Below are 18,591 nucleotides of genomic sequence, written 5' to 3'. Positions count from 1 at the left end.
AGGTGAAGGTCAACCAGTCAATCGGACGTCCGCGTGCCGTCAGAGTTCGGTCAGCCAGTGCTGGGCGGTGAGTGCCGTCGTGCGGGCGTGTTCCTCCAGTACGGTGAAGTGGTCTCCCGGAACGGTGACTTCGGTGTGCGGCAGGGCCCAGGGTGGGGCGGTTTCCGCGCCGGGCAGTGGGTCCCGGGCCCGCAGGTACAGGGTCGGAACGTCGAGCGGCGCGGGTTTCCAGTCGGCGAAGAGCTCGAAGTATCCGGCCATGGCGGTGAGCCGGTCGGGGTCGGCCGAGGAGGCTCTCGCGGCCCGTCGCAGCATGTCCGACGTCATCGCGGGGATCGACTGCTCCTTGGTGTCCGCGTCGTGCGGGTAGGTGTCCACCAGGATGACGGCGGCCGGGGCGGAGCCATCGGCTTCCAGTCGCTCGGCCACGGCCTGGGCCACCCAACCGCCGGCCGAGCGGCCCAACAGCACCGGAGGAGCCTCGCCCGCGATGGCACGGACCGCGGCGACTTGCGCGGTGACCAGGGCCTCCAGCCCGGCGGGCAGCGCCTCACCGCGCTCGAAGCCCGGGTGCCGCACCGCCGAGACGGGCCGTAGGCCTTCAAGCGCGGCGCCGAGTTGCGCGTACTCGTAAGGGCCGGAGAATGCGCTCAAGGAGGGGAAGCAGATCAGCCGGGCGCCCGCTCCGTTCGTCGCGAGGGTGGTGGATGCGAGTACCGCGTCGGTGGCCTCGGCCTCGTCGAAGACCGGTCGTAGGCGTGCTGCGATGGTGAGCAGCACCATGCTGTCCCAGGTGCGGCCCCGGAGGCAGGCGCTGCGGAAGAGCGCGCTCAGGGAGTCCGAGGAGTTCCCGGCATCCGGTACACCCAGTACACCTAGTACGCCCGGTACATCCAGCGCATCCGGTACATCCGGAGCCTCCTGTATCCGTACGGGGGCGCCCGTCGCCCTTGCTTCCTCGGGGGTCTCACCCTCCGCCGGGCGGTCGGTGACGTGCCGCCGTTCCGGGGTGACGGTGTCCCGGGCGTACCGCTCCGCCAGCTCGGCGGCGACCGAGAGTGCCGTGGGGAAGTCGAACAGCAACGTGGACGGCAACGCCAGTCCCGTCGATGCCGACAGCACGTTACGCAGATCGACCGCGGCCAGGGAGTCGAGTCCCAGGTCCGCCAACCGGTCGCTCTCGTCGATCGCGCCGGCACCCTCGGGGTGGCCGAGGACTGCGGCCGCCTGCGCCCGTACCTCTGTGACGAGCATGGCCGTGCGCTGGTCCGGTGCGGCGGCCGCCAATCGTCGTGCGAACGAAGCCCCGCTGCCGCCCGCCGCCTCCACCGCGGCGGCGGATACGGGTGTGCGGTGGCTGTCCGTCTCCGGTGGCGTCGGCGGGGCGATGTGGGCCGCGACCACTTCGGGGTCGTCACCGGCCACGGCGGCGTCGAAGAGCGTCAGGCCCTCCTCCTGGCCGAGCGGGATGAACCCGGAGCGGGCCATCCTGCGCAGGTCCACTTCGGAGAGGTGTGCAGTCATGCCGTCGCTCTGCTCCCACGGGCCCCAGGCGATGGACGTACCGGGCAGACCCAGTCGGCCGCGGTGCCGCGCGAGCGCGTCCAGGACATGGTTGGCCGCCGCGTAGTTGGCCTGGCCCGCGGAGCCGAAGACACCGGCCACGGAGGAGAACAGCGCGAACATCGCCAGGTCGTGCCCTTGGGTCAGTTTGTGCAGCGCGAGGGCGGCGTCGGCCTTGGGCCGCAGTACTCGTTCCAGACGGGACGGAGTGAGCGCGGGGACGATGCCGTCGTCCAGCACCGCCGCGGTATGGATCACACCGGTCAGCGGGTGGGCCGCCGGTACGGAGTCGAGCAGGGCCGCGAGCTCGGTCCGGTCCGCGAGGTCACATGCCCGTACCGTCACCTCGGCGCCCTGTTGGGTGAGTTCGGCGACGAGCGCCTCCGCTCCTGGCGCCCCCGGCCCTCTTCGGCTTGCGAGGAGCAGATGCCGTACGCCATGGGCGGTGACCAGGTGGCGTGCGACCAGCATGCCGAGCGAACCGGTGCCGCCGGTCACCAATACGGTTCCCTCGGGATCGAGCCGCCGCCGCTGCCGCTGCTCCTTGTTTCCGTTCACCACCGGGACGAGTTGGGGTACGAAGGCCATGCCGTGCCGTACCGCTGTTTCCGGCGCCGGAGCGGCCAGCAGGCCGGGGAGCAGTTGCCAGGAGTCGGGGTGATCGTCCATGTCGAGCAGGGCCAGACGGCCCGGGTTCTCGCGCAGAGCCGAGCGGACCAGACCCCACACCGCCGCGTGAGCGGGTACGTAATTCCCGGCATCGGCATGGGCGTCACCGTCGGGCGGGGAGACCGCGCCGGAGGTGACGAGGACGAGACAGGAGTTGGCCAGACGGGGCTCGGCGAGCCACTCCTGGATCAGCCGCAGGGCCTGGCTCGTCGCTCCCAGCACCTGCGCCGCGAGGTCCTGCGCACCACTTGCCGTCTCCGGCGGTGTCGGACACGGGGCGACGACGACCACGGCGGGTGCTCCGTCTGCCGCCGATGCCGGGTCGGGGTAGACCGGGACGCCGGAGCCGCGGGGGGCCAGGGCATCGACCAGCCGTGTGCCGGCCGGACCCATGACACCCCATGTGGGCACCGGCGAAGGCACGGACGGCTGGGCCGGGGGCACCCAGTCCATGCGGTGCAGGAACCCAGTGTGCGGGTCCGCCGCTTTCTGCCCGGGCTGCGGAAGTGGAGCCGGAAGCGGCCGAAGCGTCAGCGAACGCACCGTCGCCACCAGTGCGTCGCCGTCGTCGGTCAGTTCCAGCCGGGCCCGGCCGTTGGGTTCGGGCGAGATACGCACACGCACCCGCTGCTGCCCGGCGGCGGTGGCGGCAGTGTGAAGGGTCACTCCCTCGAAGGCGAACGGCAGGGCGACCCCATCGCTGTCCGACTCGGCCGCCCCGCCCCGATCTGCCACGCGGCCGTCGACGGCCAGGACGTGCAGGGCCGCGTCCAGCAGCGCGGGGTGCAGCAGGAACCGCGGGCCGTCCTGTTCCGTGAGCGGGGCCCGTACGGTCTCGGGCAGTACGACGTCGGCGTACAGCTCATCCCCGTGCCGCCAGGCGGCACGCAGGCCACGGAAAGAGGGGCCGTAGTCCAGCCCCGTCCCGGCCAGCGGCCCGTACGGGTCACCGTCAAAACCGTCGCCGTGCAGCGGGACGGCGCCCGGTGGTGGCCAGGCGCTGGTGTCAGCGGTGGCGTGGCCCTGCGGCTGTTGCTGCGGTTCGAGTGTTCCGGAGGCGTGCAGGCGCCAGGGTTGATGACCGTCCGACGCGTGCGGCCGGGCATGGAAGAGGACGCTTCGCCGTCCCGCGCCGTCCGTCCCGGACACCGTCACCTGTAGTTCGACGATGCTGTCTGTGGGCAGCATCAGCGGTGCCGTCAGGGCGAGTTCGTTCAGGGCGGGCGTGCCGAGCGACGCACCGGCGTGCAGGGCCATCTCCACGACGGCGGTGCCGGGCAGCAGTACCGTCCCCGCGACGACGTGATCGGCCAGCCAGGGGTGTTCGTGCGTGGAGAGCCGTCCGCCCAGCAGCAGGCCGCCGTCCGCCGTCTCCGTGCGGTGGGACAGGAACGGATGGGCCGGCTCGTCGGACGGGGGCGCGGGCCGGTGTCGCGCGGGGGCGTCGAGCCAGTACCTGCGGCGCTCGAAAGCGTAGGTGGGCGGGGAGAAGCGCCGGAGGTGGTGTCCGGCGAAGACGGATTCCCAGTCGACGGGCATCCCGTGGCTGTGCAGGGCCGCCACGGTGTCGACCAGGGTGTCGGCCTCCGGCCGTGCCTGTCGCAGCGTCGGCAGAACCAGTGGCACCACCGGCGCCGGAGGCTGTTCGCCGGCCGGCACCTGGTCCGTGGGCGGGGCAGGGTCGGGCACGGCGAGACACCCCCGTACCAGGCCGGTCAGCACCCCGCCCGGACCCACCTCGACGTAGTGCGCCGCGCCGCGGTCCCGCAGATGGGTCACCGTATCGGCAAAGCGGACCGGGCGGCGGACGTGGTCCGCCCAGAACTCCGGTGAGCGCAGCTCCTCATCGGTGGCCGCTCGTCCCGATACGGCGGTGACCAGCGGAATCCGCGGCGTGGTGAAGGACAGGCCGCGCACCACCTCCGCGAAGTCGGCCAGCATGGGTTCCATCCGTACGGAGTGGAAGGCATGACTCACCGGCAGTGGTGTCGCCGATCGGCCCTGCGCGCGGAATTCCGCGACGGTCCGCGCCACAGCCGCCTCGTCCCCGGAGACGACCACGGAGGAGGGCCCGTTCACGGCGGCGATTTCCACTGCGCGCCCAGTCGCGGCGGGGTGGGCCGCCACCTCGTCCGCACCGGCGGCCAGAGAAGCCATCGCACCGCCGGGCGGCAGCGCGTCCATCAGCCGGCCCCGGGCCGCCACCAGGGCGCACGCGTCACTGAGCGGCAGCACTCCGGCGACATGCGCGGCGGTCACCTCACCCAGCGAATGCCCGGCCACCAGATCCGGACGCACACCCCAGTCCGCCAGCAGCCGGAACAGCGCCGTTTCCAGGGCGAAGAGCGCAGGTTGCGCGAACTGGGCCGTCGCCAGGAGCGAGCCCGCCTCGGTGCCCGGAGCGGCGAACATGACGTCCCGCAGGGGCACCGGCAGCGAGGGGTCGAGCAGCGAGCAGGTCTCGTCGAAGGACCGGGCGAAGCCAGGATGCCGCTCTCTCGACGCGTACAACTCCTGCCCCGTTCCGAGGCGTTGGCTGCCCTGCCCGGTGAAGAGGAAGGCCAGCGGGCCTCGGCGGCGTGACGTGCCCGTGCGCACCCTGGGCGGGCTTCCGCCCTCCGCCACCGACTGGAGAGTGGTGAGCAGTTCGGCACGGTCCCGGGCCACCAGCACGGCCCGGTGGTCGAAGGCGGTACGGGTGGTGGCGAGCGCGTACCCGACGTCCGACGGGGTCACGTCCGGGTCGGCGGCCACCGACTCGTACAGCCGTCGCGCCTGGGCCTTCAGCCCGGACACGGTCCTCGCTGACATCGTCACGGGGACGGGGACGGGGACGGGGACCGGGACCGGGACCGCGACGGAGACCGGGACCGCCGGGGCCTCTTCGAGCACCACATGGGCGTTGGTGCCGCTGATGCCGAACGAGGACACTCCGGCCCGGCGCGGGCGGTCGGTCCTCGGCCACGGTGCCGGCCGGGTCAGCAGCGCCACCCGGCCCGATGACCAGTCGACCCGGTCGTTCGGTTCGTCCGCGTGCAGCGTACGGGGCAGCAGACCGTGCGCCATCGCCTGTACCGTCTTGATCACCCCCGCCACCCCCGCGGCGGCCTGGGTGTGACCGATGTTCGACTTCACCGAGCCGAGCCAGAGGGGACGTTCACGCGGCTCGTGCCCGTAGGTCGCCAAGAACGCCTCTGCCTCGATGACATCACCCAGGCGGGTTCCGGTGCCGTGTGCCTCCACCGCGTCGATGTCGCCGGGCGCCAGCCGGGCCTGTGCGAGGGCCTGCCGTATCACTCGCTGCTGCGCGGGTCCGTGCGGTGCCGTCAGTCCGTTGCTCGCTCCGTCCTGGTTGACCGCCGATCCGCGCACGACGGCCAGCACCGGAAGCCCGGCGCTTCGGGCCTCCGACAGCCGGGTCAACAACAGCATGCCGGCGCCCTCGGCCCATCCCGTGCCGTCGGCGGAGGCACCGAACGCCTTGCAGCGGCCGTCCGGAGCCAGCGCCCGCTGCCGGCTGAACTCCACGAACGACGACGGTGCGGACATCACCGTGACTCCGCCGGCCAGCGCGTACGAGCACTCGCCACGGACCAGGGCCTGTGACGCCAGGTGCAGGGCCACCAGGGAGGAGGAGCACGCCGTGTCCACCGTGATGGCCGGTCCCTCAAGACCGAAGGTGTAGGAGATGCGCCCCGAGGCGACGCTTCCGGCGTTGCCCAGGCTGAGGTAGCCCTCGACCTGCTCGGGCGTCTCGGCGAGGCGACCGGCGTAGTCGCTGTACATCATCCCGATGTACACCCCGGCCGACGTGCCGCGCAGGGTGCGGGGCAGCAGGCCTGCGCGTTCGAAGGCCTCCCAGGCCACTTCGAGGAGCAGTCGGTGCTGCGGGTCCATGGCCACGGCCTCACGGGGTGAGATGCCGAAGAAGCCGGGGTCGAAGCGGTCGATGCCGGAGAGGAAACCACCCTCACGTACGTAGGTGTGGCCGGGCCGCCCGGGGTCCGGGTCGTACAGTGCCTGCGTGTCCCAGCCCCGGTCGGACGGGAAGGGGCCGATGGCGTCCCTTCCCTCGGCCACCAGTGCCCACAGCTCCTCGGGAGAAGTCACGCCTCCGGGGTAGCGGCAGGCCATCCCCACGATCACCACGGGGTCGTCGTCCGCCGGGCCCTCTCCCGGACGCGCGGTGCCGGTGGCGGGCCCAGCGGCGGCGGTGCGCGCGCGGAGGTGCTCGGCGAGCGCCACAGCCGTGGGGAAGTCGAAGGCGACGGCCTCCGAGAGGGGAAGACCGGTGGCCGCCGACAGCCGTTCCCGCAGCGTCGTCGCCGTCAGGGAGTCCATGCCCAGGTCCCGGAGAGCCGTTTCCGGTTCCACCTCCTCGACAGGGCAGCCGACCAGGGCCGCCGTCTCGCTGCGCACGAGGGCCAGCAGGTCGTCCGCGGGGCCGGTTCCCGCCCTGGCCTCCGCCCCTGCTCCTCCCCCGAGTGCCCGCGTGCTCAGGCCCGCGAGGGCGAACCGCTTGACCTTTCCGGAGGCGGTACGGGGGATGTGGTCCACCTCGTACAGATCGGCGGGCACCTTGAAGGCGGACAGTTCCGCACGGCAGGCGGCCAGCAGAGCGCCTCGGTCCAGGACGCCTCGGTTCAAAGCGCCTCGGTCCAGGTCGCTTTGGTCCGGAGCGCTGCCGTCCGGCCCAGGGACCACGTAACCCACGGGCACCTCGCCGAAGACGGGGTGCGGGCGCCCGCCGACGGCGGCGTCCGCCACGCCGGGCAGCCGCCGCAGGACCGCTTCCACCTCCGCGGGGTGGATGTTCACGCCGCCGCGGATGATGAGGTCACTCGCCCGGCCGGTGATCACGAGGTCGCCGGACGGCTCGATCCTCGCCAAGTCACCGGTACGGAACCAACCCTCGCTCAGCACCTCGTCGGTGGCCTCCGGAGCGCCGTGATAGCCGGCCATGACACCTGGCCCCCACACCCACAACTCACCCTCGCCGACGTCCTGTCCGTCCACGCCACCACCGACCCGGAGCCGGGTGCCCGGCAGTGCCCGGCCGCAGGAGCCGGCCGACGACGACGCCTCGCCGGGTGCCGCCATGGTGACCGGGCCGGCCTCGGTGCTGCCGTAGTGCTCCAGGTAGGGAACACGACAGATCTCCTCGAAGGACCTGCGGAACTCGGGCCCCGCGGAGGCGCCCCCGCTGATGCAACCCCGCAGCGCGGGAGCGCCGAGACCGCCGCCGACCAAGCCAGCGCCATCCCGGCCGCCGCCCTCCCCGCGCCGAATCTCGTCGAGCAAGGCCGAGTACGTCGTCGGAACCCCACCGAGGAGTGTGAAGTGAGCGTCCTCGCCGCGGAGTTCGCCGAGTACATCCCGCACCGAGAACCGCGGCAGAAGCATGGCGCTCGCGCCGGTCACGGTCACCCCGAGGACGCAGACCACCTGGCTCATGGCGTGGTACAGCGGCAGCGGCCACAGCAGCCGGTCCCGCTCCGACAGGCCCAGGACACTCACGAGGCCCGTCGCCACCGGCGCAAGGCGGTTGCGTTGGGTGGACAGCACGCCCTTGGGAGTGCCGGAGGAGCCGGAGGTGTAGAGCGTCCACGCCACCTCGTCCAGCCCCAGATCGTCCCGGGCGGGCGTCACCGGCTCCGTACCGGCCAGATCCTCGTACGGTACGGCGCCACCGGGCGCACCCGGCGTGCCCGGCAGAACGCCAGGGGTTCCGGCAGCCCGGCCGTCGTCGCCCTTCTCACCATCCGCGTCACCGTCCGCCTCACCGCCGCCCTCGGCCACCACCAGAGTCAACCCGGGCCGGGACAGCAGCCCCGGCTGACGGGACAGCCGTGCCTCGTCCGTGACGAGCACGCGCGCGCCGCAGTGGTCCAACAGGCGGTCAAGCTCCGCCTCCGGAACACCCGCGTCCAGCGGTACACCCACTCCGCTCGCCCGGACCACGGCCAGCAGGCTCTCGACCGCTTCGACGCGGTTGCCGAGCAGGACGGCCACGCGCTCACCCCGTCCGAGCCCGAGTCCGGCCAGGTGTCCGGCCAACCGCGCGGTCCGCCGCTCCAGGTCCCGGTAGGTCCGCCGCACTCGGCGGTCCTGGAAGGCGACCTTCTCCCCGCGGCGCGAGGCGTGATCCCGGAGGCTCTCCGTGATGGGCCTGATCGCGTCGTCGCCTGTACTGACTCGCATCGAACTCTTCTCTTCGTACGTGGGGTTGAGCACGGTGATGCAGTGCGCAGCAGCACGTCCAGTATCAGCCCGCTCCTCCGACGGGGTTCGGGGAGGGTGGGTGCCCGAGTGGAATCGTGGAAGCGGTGTCCACACTCTGCTGAGGCCACGCACCCTTGCGCCGGACGTGCCCCGTGTAGTCCGCTGATCCGCATGGGGAAGAGAAGCATTGCCGCAATGACCGCCGCGCTTGTCGCGGGGTCCCTTTTAACGGCCGGTACGCATGCGGGCGCGCAAGCCGCGGAGTCCGGCACCGACAGCTCTTCGAGACCATCCGGGCCGACCGATCCGTCCGGGCCGGGTCTCGCCGGGGTGGATCTCGACACGGTGACCATCCCGCAGCTCCAGGCGCGCATGGCGCGGGGTTCGCTGACCTCGTCGGCGCTGACCCGCGCCTACCTGCGCCGGATCGACAAGGTCGACTCCAAGATTCACTCGGTGCTGCGCACCAGCCCGACTGCCCTGCGCCAGGCGGCCGCCAGTGACGTCAGGCACCGGCGTGGCAAGACCCTCGGGCCGCTGGACGGTATCCCCGTCCTGCTCAAGGACAACGTGAACACCCGCGACATGCCGACGACCGCCGGGTCGCTGGCACTCGCCGGGAGCCCGCCCGGCACCGACGCCGCGCTCGTGACCCGGCTGCGCAAGGCGGGGGCGGTGATCCTCGGCAAGACCAACATGTCCGAGTGGGCCAACTTCCGTGCCGCGAAGCCGACATCGGGGTGGTCGGCAGTGGGCGGGCAGACCAACAACCCCTACGTCCTCGACCGTAATCCGTGCGGTTCGTCGTCCGGCTCCGGCGCCGCGCTTGCCGCGTCGTTGTCGCAGGTGGCGATCGGCACCGAGACGGACGGCTCCATCGTGTGCCCGGCCGGGATGAACGGCGTCGTGGGCCACAAACCCAGCCTCGGCCTCGTCAGCCAGTCGGGCGTGGTGCCGATCTCCGCCGAGCAGGACACGGCAGGGCCCATGGCGCGCAACGTGGTCGACACCGCGCTCACTCTTTCGGTGCTGAGCGAGGATGAGGGCTCGCGCGGAAAGGGCGTTGCCGCCCACCCGGGTGGCCCGCAAGACCTCCGCGGCAAGCGGATCGGTCTGTGGCGCCTGCCCTCGCTCGGATCCGACGTGGACGCGGTGATGACCCGTACGGCGAAGAAGCTACGCAAGGCCGGAGCCGTGGTCGTCGAGGTGACGCCTCCCTACCAGGCGCGGCTCGCCGAGCTCGAATTCCCGGCGCTGCTCAGTGAGTTCCACCGGGACATCGACGCCTACCTCGCCACGCGCGAGGGGCCCAAGAACCTCGCCGAGCTGATCGAGTTCAACCGCACCCACCCCGAGGAGCAGGCCTGCTTCGCCGGCCAGGAGCTGTTCGAGCAGGCCCTCGCCGCGCCGCCCACGACCGACCCCGAGTACGTGGCGATGCGCGCGGAGCTGAAGGACCTCTCCCAGCGTTCCATCGACGAGACCATGGCCTCCCACCGCCTGGACGCCATCGCCGCGCCCACGAACCCGCCGGCCTGGACGACGGACTGCGCGCGCGGGGACAACGACGTCATCCCGTCCTCCACCCCCGCGGCCGTCGCCGGGTATCCGTCCCTCTCGGTGCCCGCCGGGTCCGTGGGCGAGCTGCCGGTCGGCCTGCTCCTGATGGCCGGTGACCACCAGGACGGCAAGCTGCTGTCACTGGGGGCGGCGGTGGAGAACCGCCTGAAGGCGTGGCGCGCACCGCGCTTCCTGCCGACTGTGGGGGCCGACGCGGCACGGTGACCAGGGCCGGTGAACGGTTTCGGTGGCGCTGATCGGCAGTCCGGCGGCCACGCCACGGGACCGTTCACCGGATCGGCGCACGGGCACCTTCAAGTGGCGGAGGCGGCAGACCCGACAGACCCAACAGAGGTCCGTACGCCGAACCACTGCTCGGCGCCGAACTCCTCGAACCGCTCCACCTCGGTGAACCCCAGCTTCGCCGCCAGGCGCATCGAGGGGGCGTTGGCGAGCTGGGTGCAGAGCACCACCGGCTCGCCCGGACACGCGTCGGCGAACCAGTCAAGTGCCGCCGCGCACGCCTCCGCGGCGTACCCATGTCCCCACGCCGTCGGCAGGAACTGGTAGCCGATCTCGGCCTCCTCCGCGCCCTGACGGACATGCCCCGGACGCTCCGCGTCGCGCCGATCGAGCGAGACCATGCCGATCATCGCTCCGCCCAGATCGACCACGAAGAAGCCGGGGCGCCGCCCGGGCACCTCGGGCACCGCGCGCTCGAGCTCAGCACGCGCTCGGCCTCCGCCGAGGTAGGTGCCCACCTCCGGCGAGGCGAACAACTCGATGAACGCCGCGCGGTCGTCGGCCACGGATTCGCGGAGCACGAGCCGCTCGGTCCTGATCGGGGCCGGTGGCCAGGCGATATGTCCGAGGTCAGTCATGGCGGGCAACCTATCGCACACCCCGAGGCGTGAATCCGCCCGTGGTCGTGCCGGACACTCCCAGGAGCGCGCCTGCGGGCGGTGCCTCGTTCCGCGTAGCAGGATGTCGTGCATGACGAGCGACACGGACGCCCTCCCGCCTCGCCCCGAACCGTACGCGCCGAGGGCCGAACCGGCTGCCCTGGACGATCTGCGGGCTCGTCTGCGCGCCACCCGCTGGCCGGACGCACCCGAGGACGCGGGCTGGTCCCTGGGTACCGACGTGGCCTACTTGCGCGAGCTGGTGGGCTACTGGGCGGACGGCTTCGACTGGCCCAGCGAGGAGGCGCGGCTGGCGCGCCTGCCCCGGTTCCGCGCGCGGGTCGGCGGTCTCGGGATCCACTTCGTGCATGCGCGGGCCGCCGCGCCGTCCGGGACCGCGCTGCCGCTCGTGCTCTGTCACGGCTGGCCGGACTCGTTCTGGCGGTACACCAAGGTCGTCGCGCTGCTGACCGACCCGGGCGCGCACGGCGGTAACCCCGCCGACGCGTTCGACGTGGTCGTGCCCGACATGCCGGGCTACGGCTACTCCGAGCGGCCCGCCGGGCCGCCGCTCAACTCCATTGAGGTGGCGGGTCTATGGGCCGAACTCATGACGACGCTCGGCTACGGGACGTTCGGCGCGGCGGGCGGTGACATAGGCAGCCATGTGAGTCGCTACCTCGCCCTCGATCACCCCGACCGGGTCGTGGCGGTCCACCGCATGGACGGTGGCCTTCCCGTGTTCACCGGTGACCCCGCGGTGCTGACGGCCGAGGAGCGGGACTGGTTCGAGCGCGCCGCGGCCTGGGGTGCGAACGAGGGCGCGTACGGGGCGCTGCACCGTACGAAGCCGCAGACCGCCGCGTTCGGCCTTACCGACTCCCCCGTCGGGCTCGCCGCGTGGATCGTCGAGAAGCTGCGTGCGTGGAGCGACTGCGGCGGCGACATCGAGAGCGTCTACACCAAGAACGAGATCCTCACGGCGGTGATGCTGTACTGGCTGACCGGCACGATCGGCTCGTCGATGCGGATGTACCACGCGAACGCCACGATCGACCCGGCACAATTCGCCCGGCGGGTCGATGTGCCGTCGGGTTTCTCCCTCTTCCGCGGCGACGTCGTCCGTCCGCCGAGGGCGTGGCTCGCGCGGACGACGAACCTCGCGTACGTGAGTGAGCCCGAACGCGGCGGCCACTTCGCCCCGTTCGAGCAGCCGGAACGCTACGCGGCGGAACTGCGCGAGTTCTTCCGCCCCTTCCGCGCGTGAGGTGACTGCTTCACTTCGACGGTGCGCTGCTCGACCCGGTGGGAAAGTCCTGGGTGCCGAGTACGCGCAGCAGCTCGAACCGCTCGCGGGTCTGGGTGTCGGCCGGGGTCAGCACCAGCAACTGCTGGCCCTGGTCCGGGGTGACCAGGGTTTCGCAGTCCATGACCAGGGGGCCCACCCGTGGGTGCAACAGGGTCTTGCGGTCGGCCCGCCGTACCGCCACCTCGTGCTCGGTCCACAGGCGGCGGAAGTCGGCGCTCGCCGCCTGCAAGCGGTCGATGAGCCCGGTGACGGTCGGATCACCGGAGCGCCGGCCGGCGGTCGCGCGCAGGTCGGCCACCATCTGGCGGGCCTGGCGCCGCTGTTCCTCGGGTGGGTGGACGGCGCGGGTCGCGGGGTCGGTGAACCAGCGGTAGACGAGGTAGCGCCGGTCGCCCGTGAAGTCCGTGTGCTCGCCCATCAGCAGGACGGCCGCCCGGTTCTGGGCCAGGATCTCGCCCAGGTCGGACAGGACAAGGGCAGGTGTGCCGGCGAGCAGGTCGAGCATGCGCACCAGACCGGCGCGGGCCAGCCGGGCCACCTGGTCGGCGGGCGGTGGGCGGTGGCCGGCCAGGTGGAACAGGTGGGTGCGCTCGTCCTCCGAGAGGCGCAGCGCCCGGGCCAGCGCGCCGAGGAGCTGGACCGAGGGCTGGCTGCTTCGGCCCTGCTCAAGGCGTACGACGTAGTCCACCGACATTCCGGCGAGCATGGCCACCTCCTCGCGGCGCAGGCCACGGGTGCGGCGCCGGGGGCCGTCGGCCAGGCCGACCTCCGCCGGGCTGATCGCCTCCCGGCGGCTCCGCAGGAAATCGGCCAGTTGCTCACGTTCCATGGGCCCATGATTGCTCGCCACGGACGGCGCAGCCAGGGAGCGGCACTCCCAGGATGAGCGCTCCACTCCCGCGGGCGCTCTCGCGGATGCACGGTGGGTGGCAGAGCGACGACGAAGGAGTACGTGATGCACAAGCGAACCCTGGGCCGTACCGGCCCGGCCGTTTCCACCCTGGGCCTGGGAGCCATGGGGATGTCCGGTGCCTATGGCGAGTGCGACCGGTCCGAGAGCGTCGCGACCGTGCACGCCGCGCTGGAGGCGGGCGTCACGCTGATCGACACCGGTGACTTCTACACGATGGGCCACAACGAACTGCTGCTCGCCGAGGCGCTGCGCGGCCGGGACCGGGACAGCTATCAGCTGAGCGTCAAGTTCGGCATGCTGAGCGGTCCCGTGCCGGCGTTCGCCGGTGCGGACTGCCGTCCTGAGGCGGTGAAGAACTTCCTTGCGTACTCGCTGAACCGGCTGGGCACCGACTACATCGACATCTACCGTCCCGCCCGGCTGGACCCCGCGGTGCCGATCGAGGAGACGGTCGGCGCGGTCAAGGAGATGATCGACGCCGGGTACGTACGGCATCTGGGGCTCTCGGAGGTCGACGCCCCGACGATCCGCCGGGCCCACGCCGTCCAACCGGTGGCCGATCTCCAGATCGAGTACTCCCTGATCTCCCGCGCGGTCGAGGCGGAAGTCCTTCCCACCTTGCGTGAGCTCGGCATCGGCATGACCGCGTATGGGGTCCTCAGCCGCGGTCTCATCTCCGGGCACTGGACGGCCGGGCACACTGCCGGTCCCGGTGACATGCGCACCCACAGCCCGCGGTTCGCCGCTGAGAACGTGGGTCACAACCTGTCCGTCGTGGAAGCGCTGCGCCAGGTGGCCGACGCGAAGGGCTGCACCGTCGCCCAACTGGCCATCGCCTGGGTGGCCGCGCGGGGCGAGGACATCGTGCCGCTCGTCGGCGCCCGCACACGAGCGCGCCTGACCGAGGCCCTGCCCTCGCTACAGGTGACCCTCACGCCGGACGACTTCGCCGCCATCGAGAAGGCGGTGCCGCGGGGTGCGGCACGCGGCGACCGGTACCCGGCCGCGTTCATGTCCGGGCTGGGGGTGGGCAACTAGGATCCGGCCGCTGTCCGGGAGCATGGCCGTCCGGGAGCGTCAGCGCTGCCCGGACGGCGCGTCCGTCCCGTGCTCCGCGCACTGCGGGCAGCGCTCGCGGCCGTCCCACGCGGACCAGCCGAAGTCGGTCGGGGTGAGGGCGTGGCCCTCCAGTTCGTCGCGGACGGCCTCGCGGTAGGCCCAGACGGCGTCCAGGTAGGGGTGGTAGACGTCGTGGAACGCCGGGGTCGAGATACCGGCGCCCGCGGCGACCGCCTTCCGCAAGGCGCGGAGGCGTTCGAACATGGCCTGGCCCGTGCCCGCGATGCGTGTGCTGGCGTCTATGAAGAGGCGCTCGCGCACCTCGTAGATGCGGGCGTCGGTCAGGGCGGCACGGCTCGCCTCCTCCAGGTCGCCCGCCCCGGTGCCGTTCTGCGCGAGGCGGCGCAGTTCGGTGTGGGCCATGCCCGCCGCCGCGATGAACTCCGTGTAGACGTCCCTGCGGCGCGTCTGAAGACCACGGAGGTGCTCCTGACGGGTGCGCAGGCGGTCGGCCAGCACGGTGCCCGCTATCGCGATGAACCCGCCGCCCAGCGTGGCGACCAATGTTCCCCACTCCACCCGTGCCCCCGTCCGTGTCCGCGTCCCGGAACGGCACGGCCTTCGCACGGTTCCGATCTGTCCCGCAGATGATGCCCGAAGGCCGGGACCGACCACGCCTTGGGTGCCTGCTCCGTGGATGCCTGGATGACTACTCCGTGCGCAAACCGTCCGTCCGCATCAAGCGCCACAGCACCGGCATGCTCAGCAGGGTCACTGCCGCGATCGCCGCGGCGCCCACACCCACCAGGGGGAGGAAGACGAACCAGTCGGTGACTGGTTCGCCGGCGACGCGCAGCATGAGCCGGCCCAGCGTGAGTCCGCCGGTGACCGCGACAGCCATGCCGAGCACGACGGGGATCGCCGTCTGCCACAGCACCGACAAGGCCAGCGTCGAGCGGCGGGTACCGAAGGCGACGAGAACCGACAACAACCTTTTTCGCTCGCGGAGTTGCTCGACCTGCGATACGAGCATGGACGCGGCGATCAGCATCATGGTGAGAGCCGCGGCCGTGAACAGGCCGGACCGGATGTTGTCGTAGACCTTGTCGCGCTCCACCGTACGGTAACTGTATACGCGCATGGTCGGGTCGTTCCGGTAGGCGGTGTTGCGCACACGGTCGACGGCGTCGGGCACGTTGTCGTCGACCTGCATCTTCGCGCTCGTCACGGCGTATGGGAGACGCGAGGTGTCAAAGGCCCCTGGGGTCGCGAGGATTCCACCGTAGTAGCTTCCCGCGGGGTCGCGCCGGGAGTCGACCGTGCGGGCGGAGCGCGGGAGCGTCCAGGGGGCCGGATCGGATGCCGTGCGGTCGCTGTCACCGGGGTCGCCGAAGTCGAAGCGGGCACCGGGGCGTGCGTGTTTGGCCAGGTCCCTGTCCTGGCTGGTGTCTCGGGATTCGGTGACCAGGAAGACGTCACCGTCCGAGCAGGACGGCAGCTTCGCCATCTCGCGCAGTGACGCGCATGAGCCGACGGAGAAGCGGACCGACGGCACGGTCCCGTCCGAAGCCGGTTTCGCGCCCACCGGGCTCGCCGATGCCTCGACGGTGACGACGGCCTTCTTCACGCCCCTCGTCGCGTTGAACTCGTCGGCCATTCGCTGGGCCGGTTCCCCGCTGCTGAAGTTGGCGGTGGCGCCGATTTCGGCCCGCTCGGGGTCGTGGCCGGTGGCTGTGGTGAAGTCGTCGTCGATGCCGGTGATGAACATCTGCAGGGCGATGCCGCCCGCGACCGCGATGGTGATGCCGGCGACCGCTCGGCTCGCGCCGCCGCTGTTCAACTGGAGTCTGCGAACGGCCAGCTGCCAGGGCACCGGGCCGCCCCGCATGCGCCGAACGGTCGCCTCGACCAGCCATGGCAGGACCAGGACCAACCCGATCAGGGTGAGTGCGATGCCCGCCGCGACGTGTACGACTCCGAGGACGCCTGCCGCGTCGGCCCTGCCCGTCGTGGACAGCAGCAGCACACCGATCAGCGGGACCGGCAGGCGCCACCACAAGCGGCGGTTTCGGAGGCGGCCGCTGCGCACGACGCCCAGCGGCTCGATGGTCACCGAGCGCAGCGCGAACGAGGTCACGGCGATGGAAGCCAGCGGCACGGCCAGCAGGACCATGACGCCCAGTGCGGGTACCGGCGAGAAGTCCTGGGGGAAGGCGGACAGTTGCCAGACCTCGAAGTGTGCGACGAGTTGGCGCACGGCGAGGAAGAAGACCACTCCGAAGGCCAGCCCGACGAGCGAGCCGAACAGGGCCTCACCGGCGGCGATCCGCCGAGTCGTCCGTACGTCGGCGCCGATCAGCCGCAGTGCGGCGAGCCGCTTGTCGCGGCGCTCGCTGCCGAACCGTACGGCCGTCGCGATGAAGATGGCGACGGGGACGAGGAGCACGACGCAGACCAGGACGATGAGCAGGATCAGGACCGGTTGCAGCGGAGTGGACAGCCAGTGCTGCCCGAAGTGGTCGAGCCGGGCGGCACTGCTGTTGTCGGCGGTGAGGGTGTCACTGCCCGCGTACATGTACAGCTCGAAGGGGTCGGTCAGACCGGCGTCGCCGATGGTGCCGATGACGCGGTGGTCGTAGCGCTGTTTGAGGAGCTTGCCCTCGGGTGAGTCGAGCAGGTCCCTGAGCGCCGGGGAGACGACGCTCTCGCCGGGCCCGGGCAGCCTGTCGACCCCTGGTGGCAGAGGCGGGTGCGCGCCCTCGGGCCGCAGCAGATAGCCGCCGATCTCATGATCCCGGTACTCCGTGGAGGCATCGAGGGCCAGCATCGTCCGCTCGCCCGGCTTGAGCTGCGCGGAGGTCCCCACTCCGAGCTGACGGGCGTCACCTCGTACGTCGAGTCCGTGCAGCAGGGTGGGCGCGGACGCGGCGCCGAGCAGCACGGCGACGCCGAGGCCGACGCCGAGTGCGGTGAGCAGCGTACGGATCCAGCCCTCGCGTCCGCCCGACACCGCGAAGCGGATGCCGAGGCCGAGGTCGCGCAGCCAGCCGGGAGGCCCGGACGACGAGCCGTTGGAGGGCGGGACAGCCGCGCTATCCGTACGGTCGGCGTGGTCGGCGTGGCCGTTCACGAGGGTCATCGCGCGGACTCCAACTGCCAGGACTTGCCGTCCCGTACGACGATCTCGCGGTCCGAGTAGGCGGCGACCCGCGTTTCGTGGGTGACCAGGACGACGGCGGTGTCCGCGCCGCGCGCGGCGTCGGTGAGCAGTTCCATGACGCGCTCGCCGTTGAGCGAGTCCAGGGCGCCGGTCGGCTCGTCGGCGAACAGGACGCGCGGGTTCGTGACCAGGGAGCGGGCCACGGCGACCCGCTGGCCCTGGCCGCCCGATATCTCTCCCGGCCGCCGGCCCGCCAGGTCGTCCGCCTCCAGGCGCGCCAGCCAGGCGGTGGCCCGGCGCTCGGCCTCCTTGCGGTGGACGCCGTTCAGCCTCAGCGGCAGCGCCACGTTCTCGACGCAGGTCAGCTCCGGTACGAGCTGGCCGAACTGGAAGACGAAGCCGAACTCCGTGCGGCGCAGGGCGCTGCGCTCGGCGTCGGTCATCGCGGTCAGGTCGCGGCCGTCGTAGGTGATCGTCCCGGAGTCCTGGGTGACGATGCCCGCGAGGCAGTGCAGCAGCGTCGACTTGCCCGAGCCCGATGGGCCCATGACGGCGACGATCTCACCCGGGTGGACGGCGAACGAGGCGCCGTCCAGAGCGGGTGTGGTCCCGTACGTTTTACGCAGGTCGTGGGCGGTGAGAAGGGGTTCGGCGGGAGTCATGAGGGGCGCACCTCCGCGGTGAGCTTGTCCAGGCGCGCGGCGGTGAGCTCCAGCCAGCGCAGGTCGGCTTCCAGATGGAACAGGGCGTGGTCGCAGATCAACTGGTCGGCGAGGTCGCCCTTGCGCTTGCGGTCCGTGAGGACGCGCATCAGACGCAGGTGTTCGGCGCGCTGGGTGTCGAGGAGTTCGGCGGCGTCGCGCCCGGTCAGCAGGGCGAGGACGACCTTGGTGTAGAGGGTCGACTGGAGGTAGGGCTCGGGTTTCTCCGGCATCGCGAGCCACTGCCGCACGTCGGTGACGCCTGCTTCGGTGATGGCGTACCGCTTGCGTTCCGGACCGCCGACGGCCTCTATCCCGTCGACCTCCACGAGTCCGTTTTTCAGGAGGCGGGACATGGTCGAGTAGACCTGCCCGTAGTGCAACGGCTTGTCGTGCCTGAACGTCTCGTCGAAGGTTCGCTTCAAGTCGTAACCGTGGCGGGGCCCGGATTCCAGGAGCCCGAGAAGTGCGTGGCCGATGGACATGGAGGGGACTGTACACCGCGTGTATACCCAGAGTGTATATAAAGTCGC

General features: G+C 71.6%; 10 protein-coding genes. 3 read left to right on the top strand and 7 right to left on the bottom strand.

Going from position 1 to position 18,591, the window contains the following annotated elements:
* Positions 1–39: 39 nt before the first annotated feature.
* Complete coding sequence (locus ACZ6JY_RS12065) at positions 40–8,433, bottom strand: type I polyketide synthase (protein WP_469194874.1); 8,394 nt, start codon at positions 8,431–8,433, stop codon at positions 40–42.
* 192 nt (positions 8,434–8,625) lie between these two features.
* Between ACZ6JY_RS12065 and ACZ6JY_RS12060 the strand changes: the two genes are divergently transcribed.
* Entirely contained in the window at positions 8,626–10,239 is a 1,614-nt protein-coding gene (locus tag ACZ6JY_RS12060; protein WP_469194872.1) for an amidase family protein, read from the top strand.
* Positions 10,240–10,328: 89 nt separating this feature from the next.
* Here ACZ6JY_RS12060 and ACZ6JY_RS12055 read toward each other — a convergent pair whose 3' ends face one another.
* A complete protein-coding gene (locus tag ACZ6JY_RS12055) occupies positions 10,329–10,895 on the bottom strand; it encodes a GNAT family N-acetyltransferase (RefSeq protein ID WP_469194870.1) in 567 nt (188 codons plus the stop codon).
* Positions 10,896–11,007: 112 nt separating this feature from the next.
* On the opposite strand from ACZ6JY_RS12055, the gene ACZ6JY_RS12050 reads away from it, so the two are divergent.
* Entirely contained in the window at positions 11,008–12,183 is a 1,176-nt protein-coding gene (locus ACZ6JY_RS12050) for an epoxide hydrolase family protein (RefSeq protein ID WP_469194869.1), read from the top strand.
* A 10-nt stretch (positions 12,184–12,193) separates the two neighbouring features.
* Here the strand turns inward: ACZ6JY_RS12050 and ACZ6JY_RS12045 are convergent, their stop codons facing one another.
* Positions 12,194–13,054: a helix-turn-helix transcriptional regulator gene (locus ACZ6JY_RS12045; protein WP_469194867.1), complete on the bottom strand. Its 861-nt coding sequence runs from the start codon at positions 13,052–13,054 to the stop codon at positions 12,194–12,196.
* Positions 13,055–13,180: 126 nt separating this feature from the next.
* On the opposite strand from ACZ6JY_RS12045, the gene ACZ6JY_RS12040 reads away from it, so the two are divergent.
* Positions 13,181–14,176: an aldo/keto reductase gene (locus ACZ6JY_RS12040; RefSeq protein WP_469194865.1), complete on the top strand. Its 996-nt coding sequence runs from the start codon at positions 13,181–13,183 to the stop codon at positions 14,174–14,176.
* A 39-nt stretch (positions 14,177–14,215) separates the two neighbouring features.
* Here ACZ6JY_RS12040 and ACZ6JY_RS12035 read toward each other — a convergent pair whose 3' ends face one another.
* The 4 genes from ACZ6JY_RS12035 to ACZ6JY_RS12020 form a co-directional block, all read right to left on the bottom strand.
* Positions 14,216–14,761, bottom strand: coding sequence for a CchlQ (locus ACZ6JY_RS12035; protein WP_469194863.1), 546 nt, complete (start codon positions 14,759–14,761; stop codon positions 14,216–14,218).
* A 145-nt stretch (positions 14,762–14,906) separates the two neighbouring features.
* Complete coding sequence (locus ACZ6JY_RS12030) at positions 14,907–17,336, bottom strand: FtsX-like permease family protein (protein WP_469194861.1); 2,430 nt, start codon at positions 17,334–17,336, stop codon at positions 14,907–14,909.
* The gene (locus tag ACZ6JY_RS12025) at positions 17,333–18,019 is read right to left on the bottom strand and encodes an ABC transporter ATP-binding protein (RefSeq protein ID WP_469194859.1); all 687 of its coding nucleotides are present in this window, start codon (positions 18,017–18,019) and stop codon (positions 17,333–17,335) included. Before ACZ6JY_RS12025 ends, ACZ6JY_RS12030 begins: the two co-directional genes overlap by 4 nt.
* Positions 18,016–18,543: a PadR family transcriptional regulator gene (locus ACZ6JY_RS12020; RefSeq protein WP_469194856.1), complete on the bottom strand. Its 528-nt coding sequence runs from the start codon at positions 18,541–18,543 to the stop codon at positions 18,016–18,018. Before ACZ6JY_RS12020 ends, ACZ6JY_RS12025 begins: the two co-directional genes overlap by 4 nt.
* Between the last annotated feature and the right edge of the window lie 48 nt (positions 18,544–18,591).

Source organism: Streptomyces sp. NPDC046335, assembly GCF_055587985.1.
Note: the sequence above shows the minus strand (reverse complement) of the source record. Positions and strands in the feature narration are given on the sequence as shown.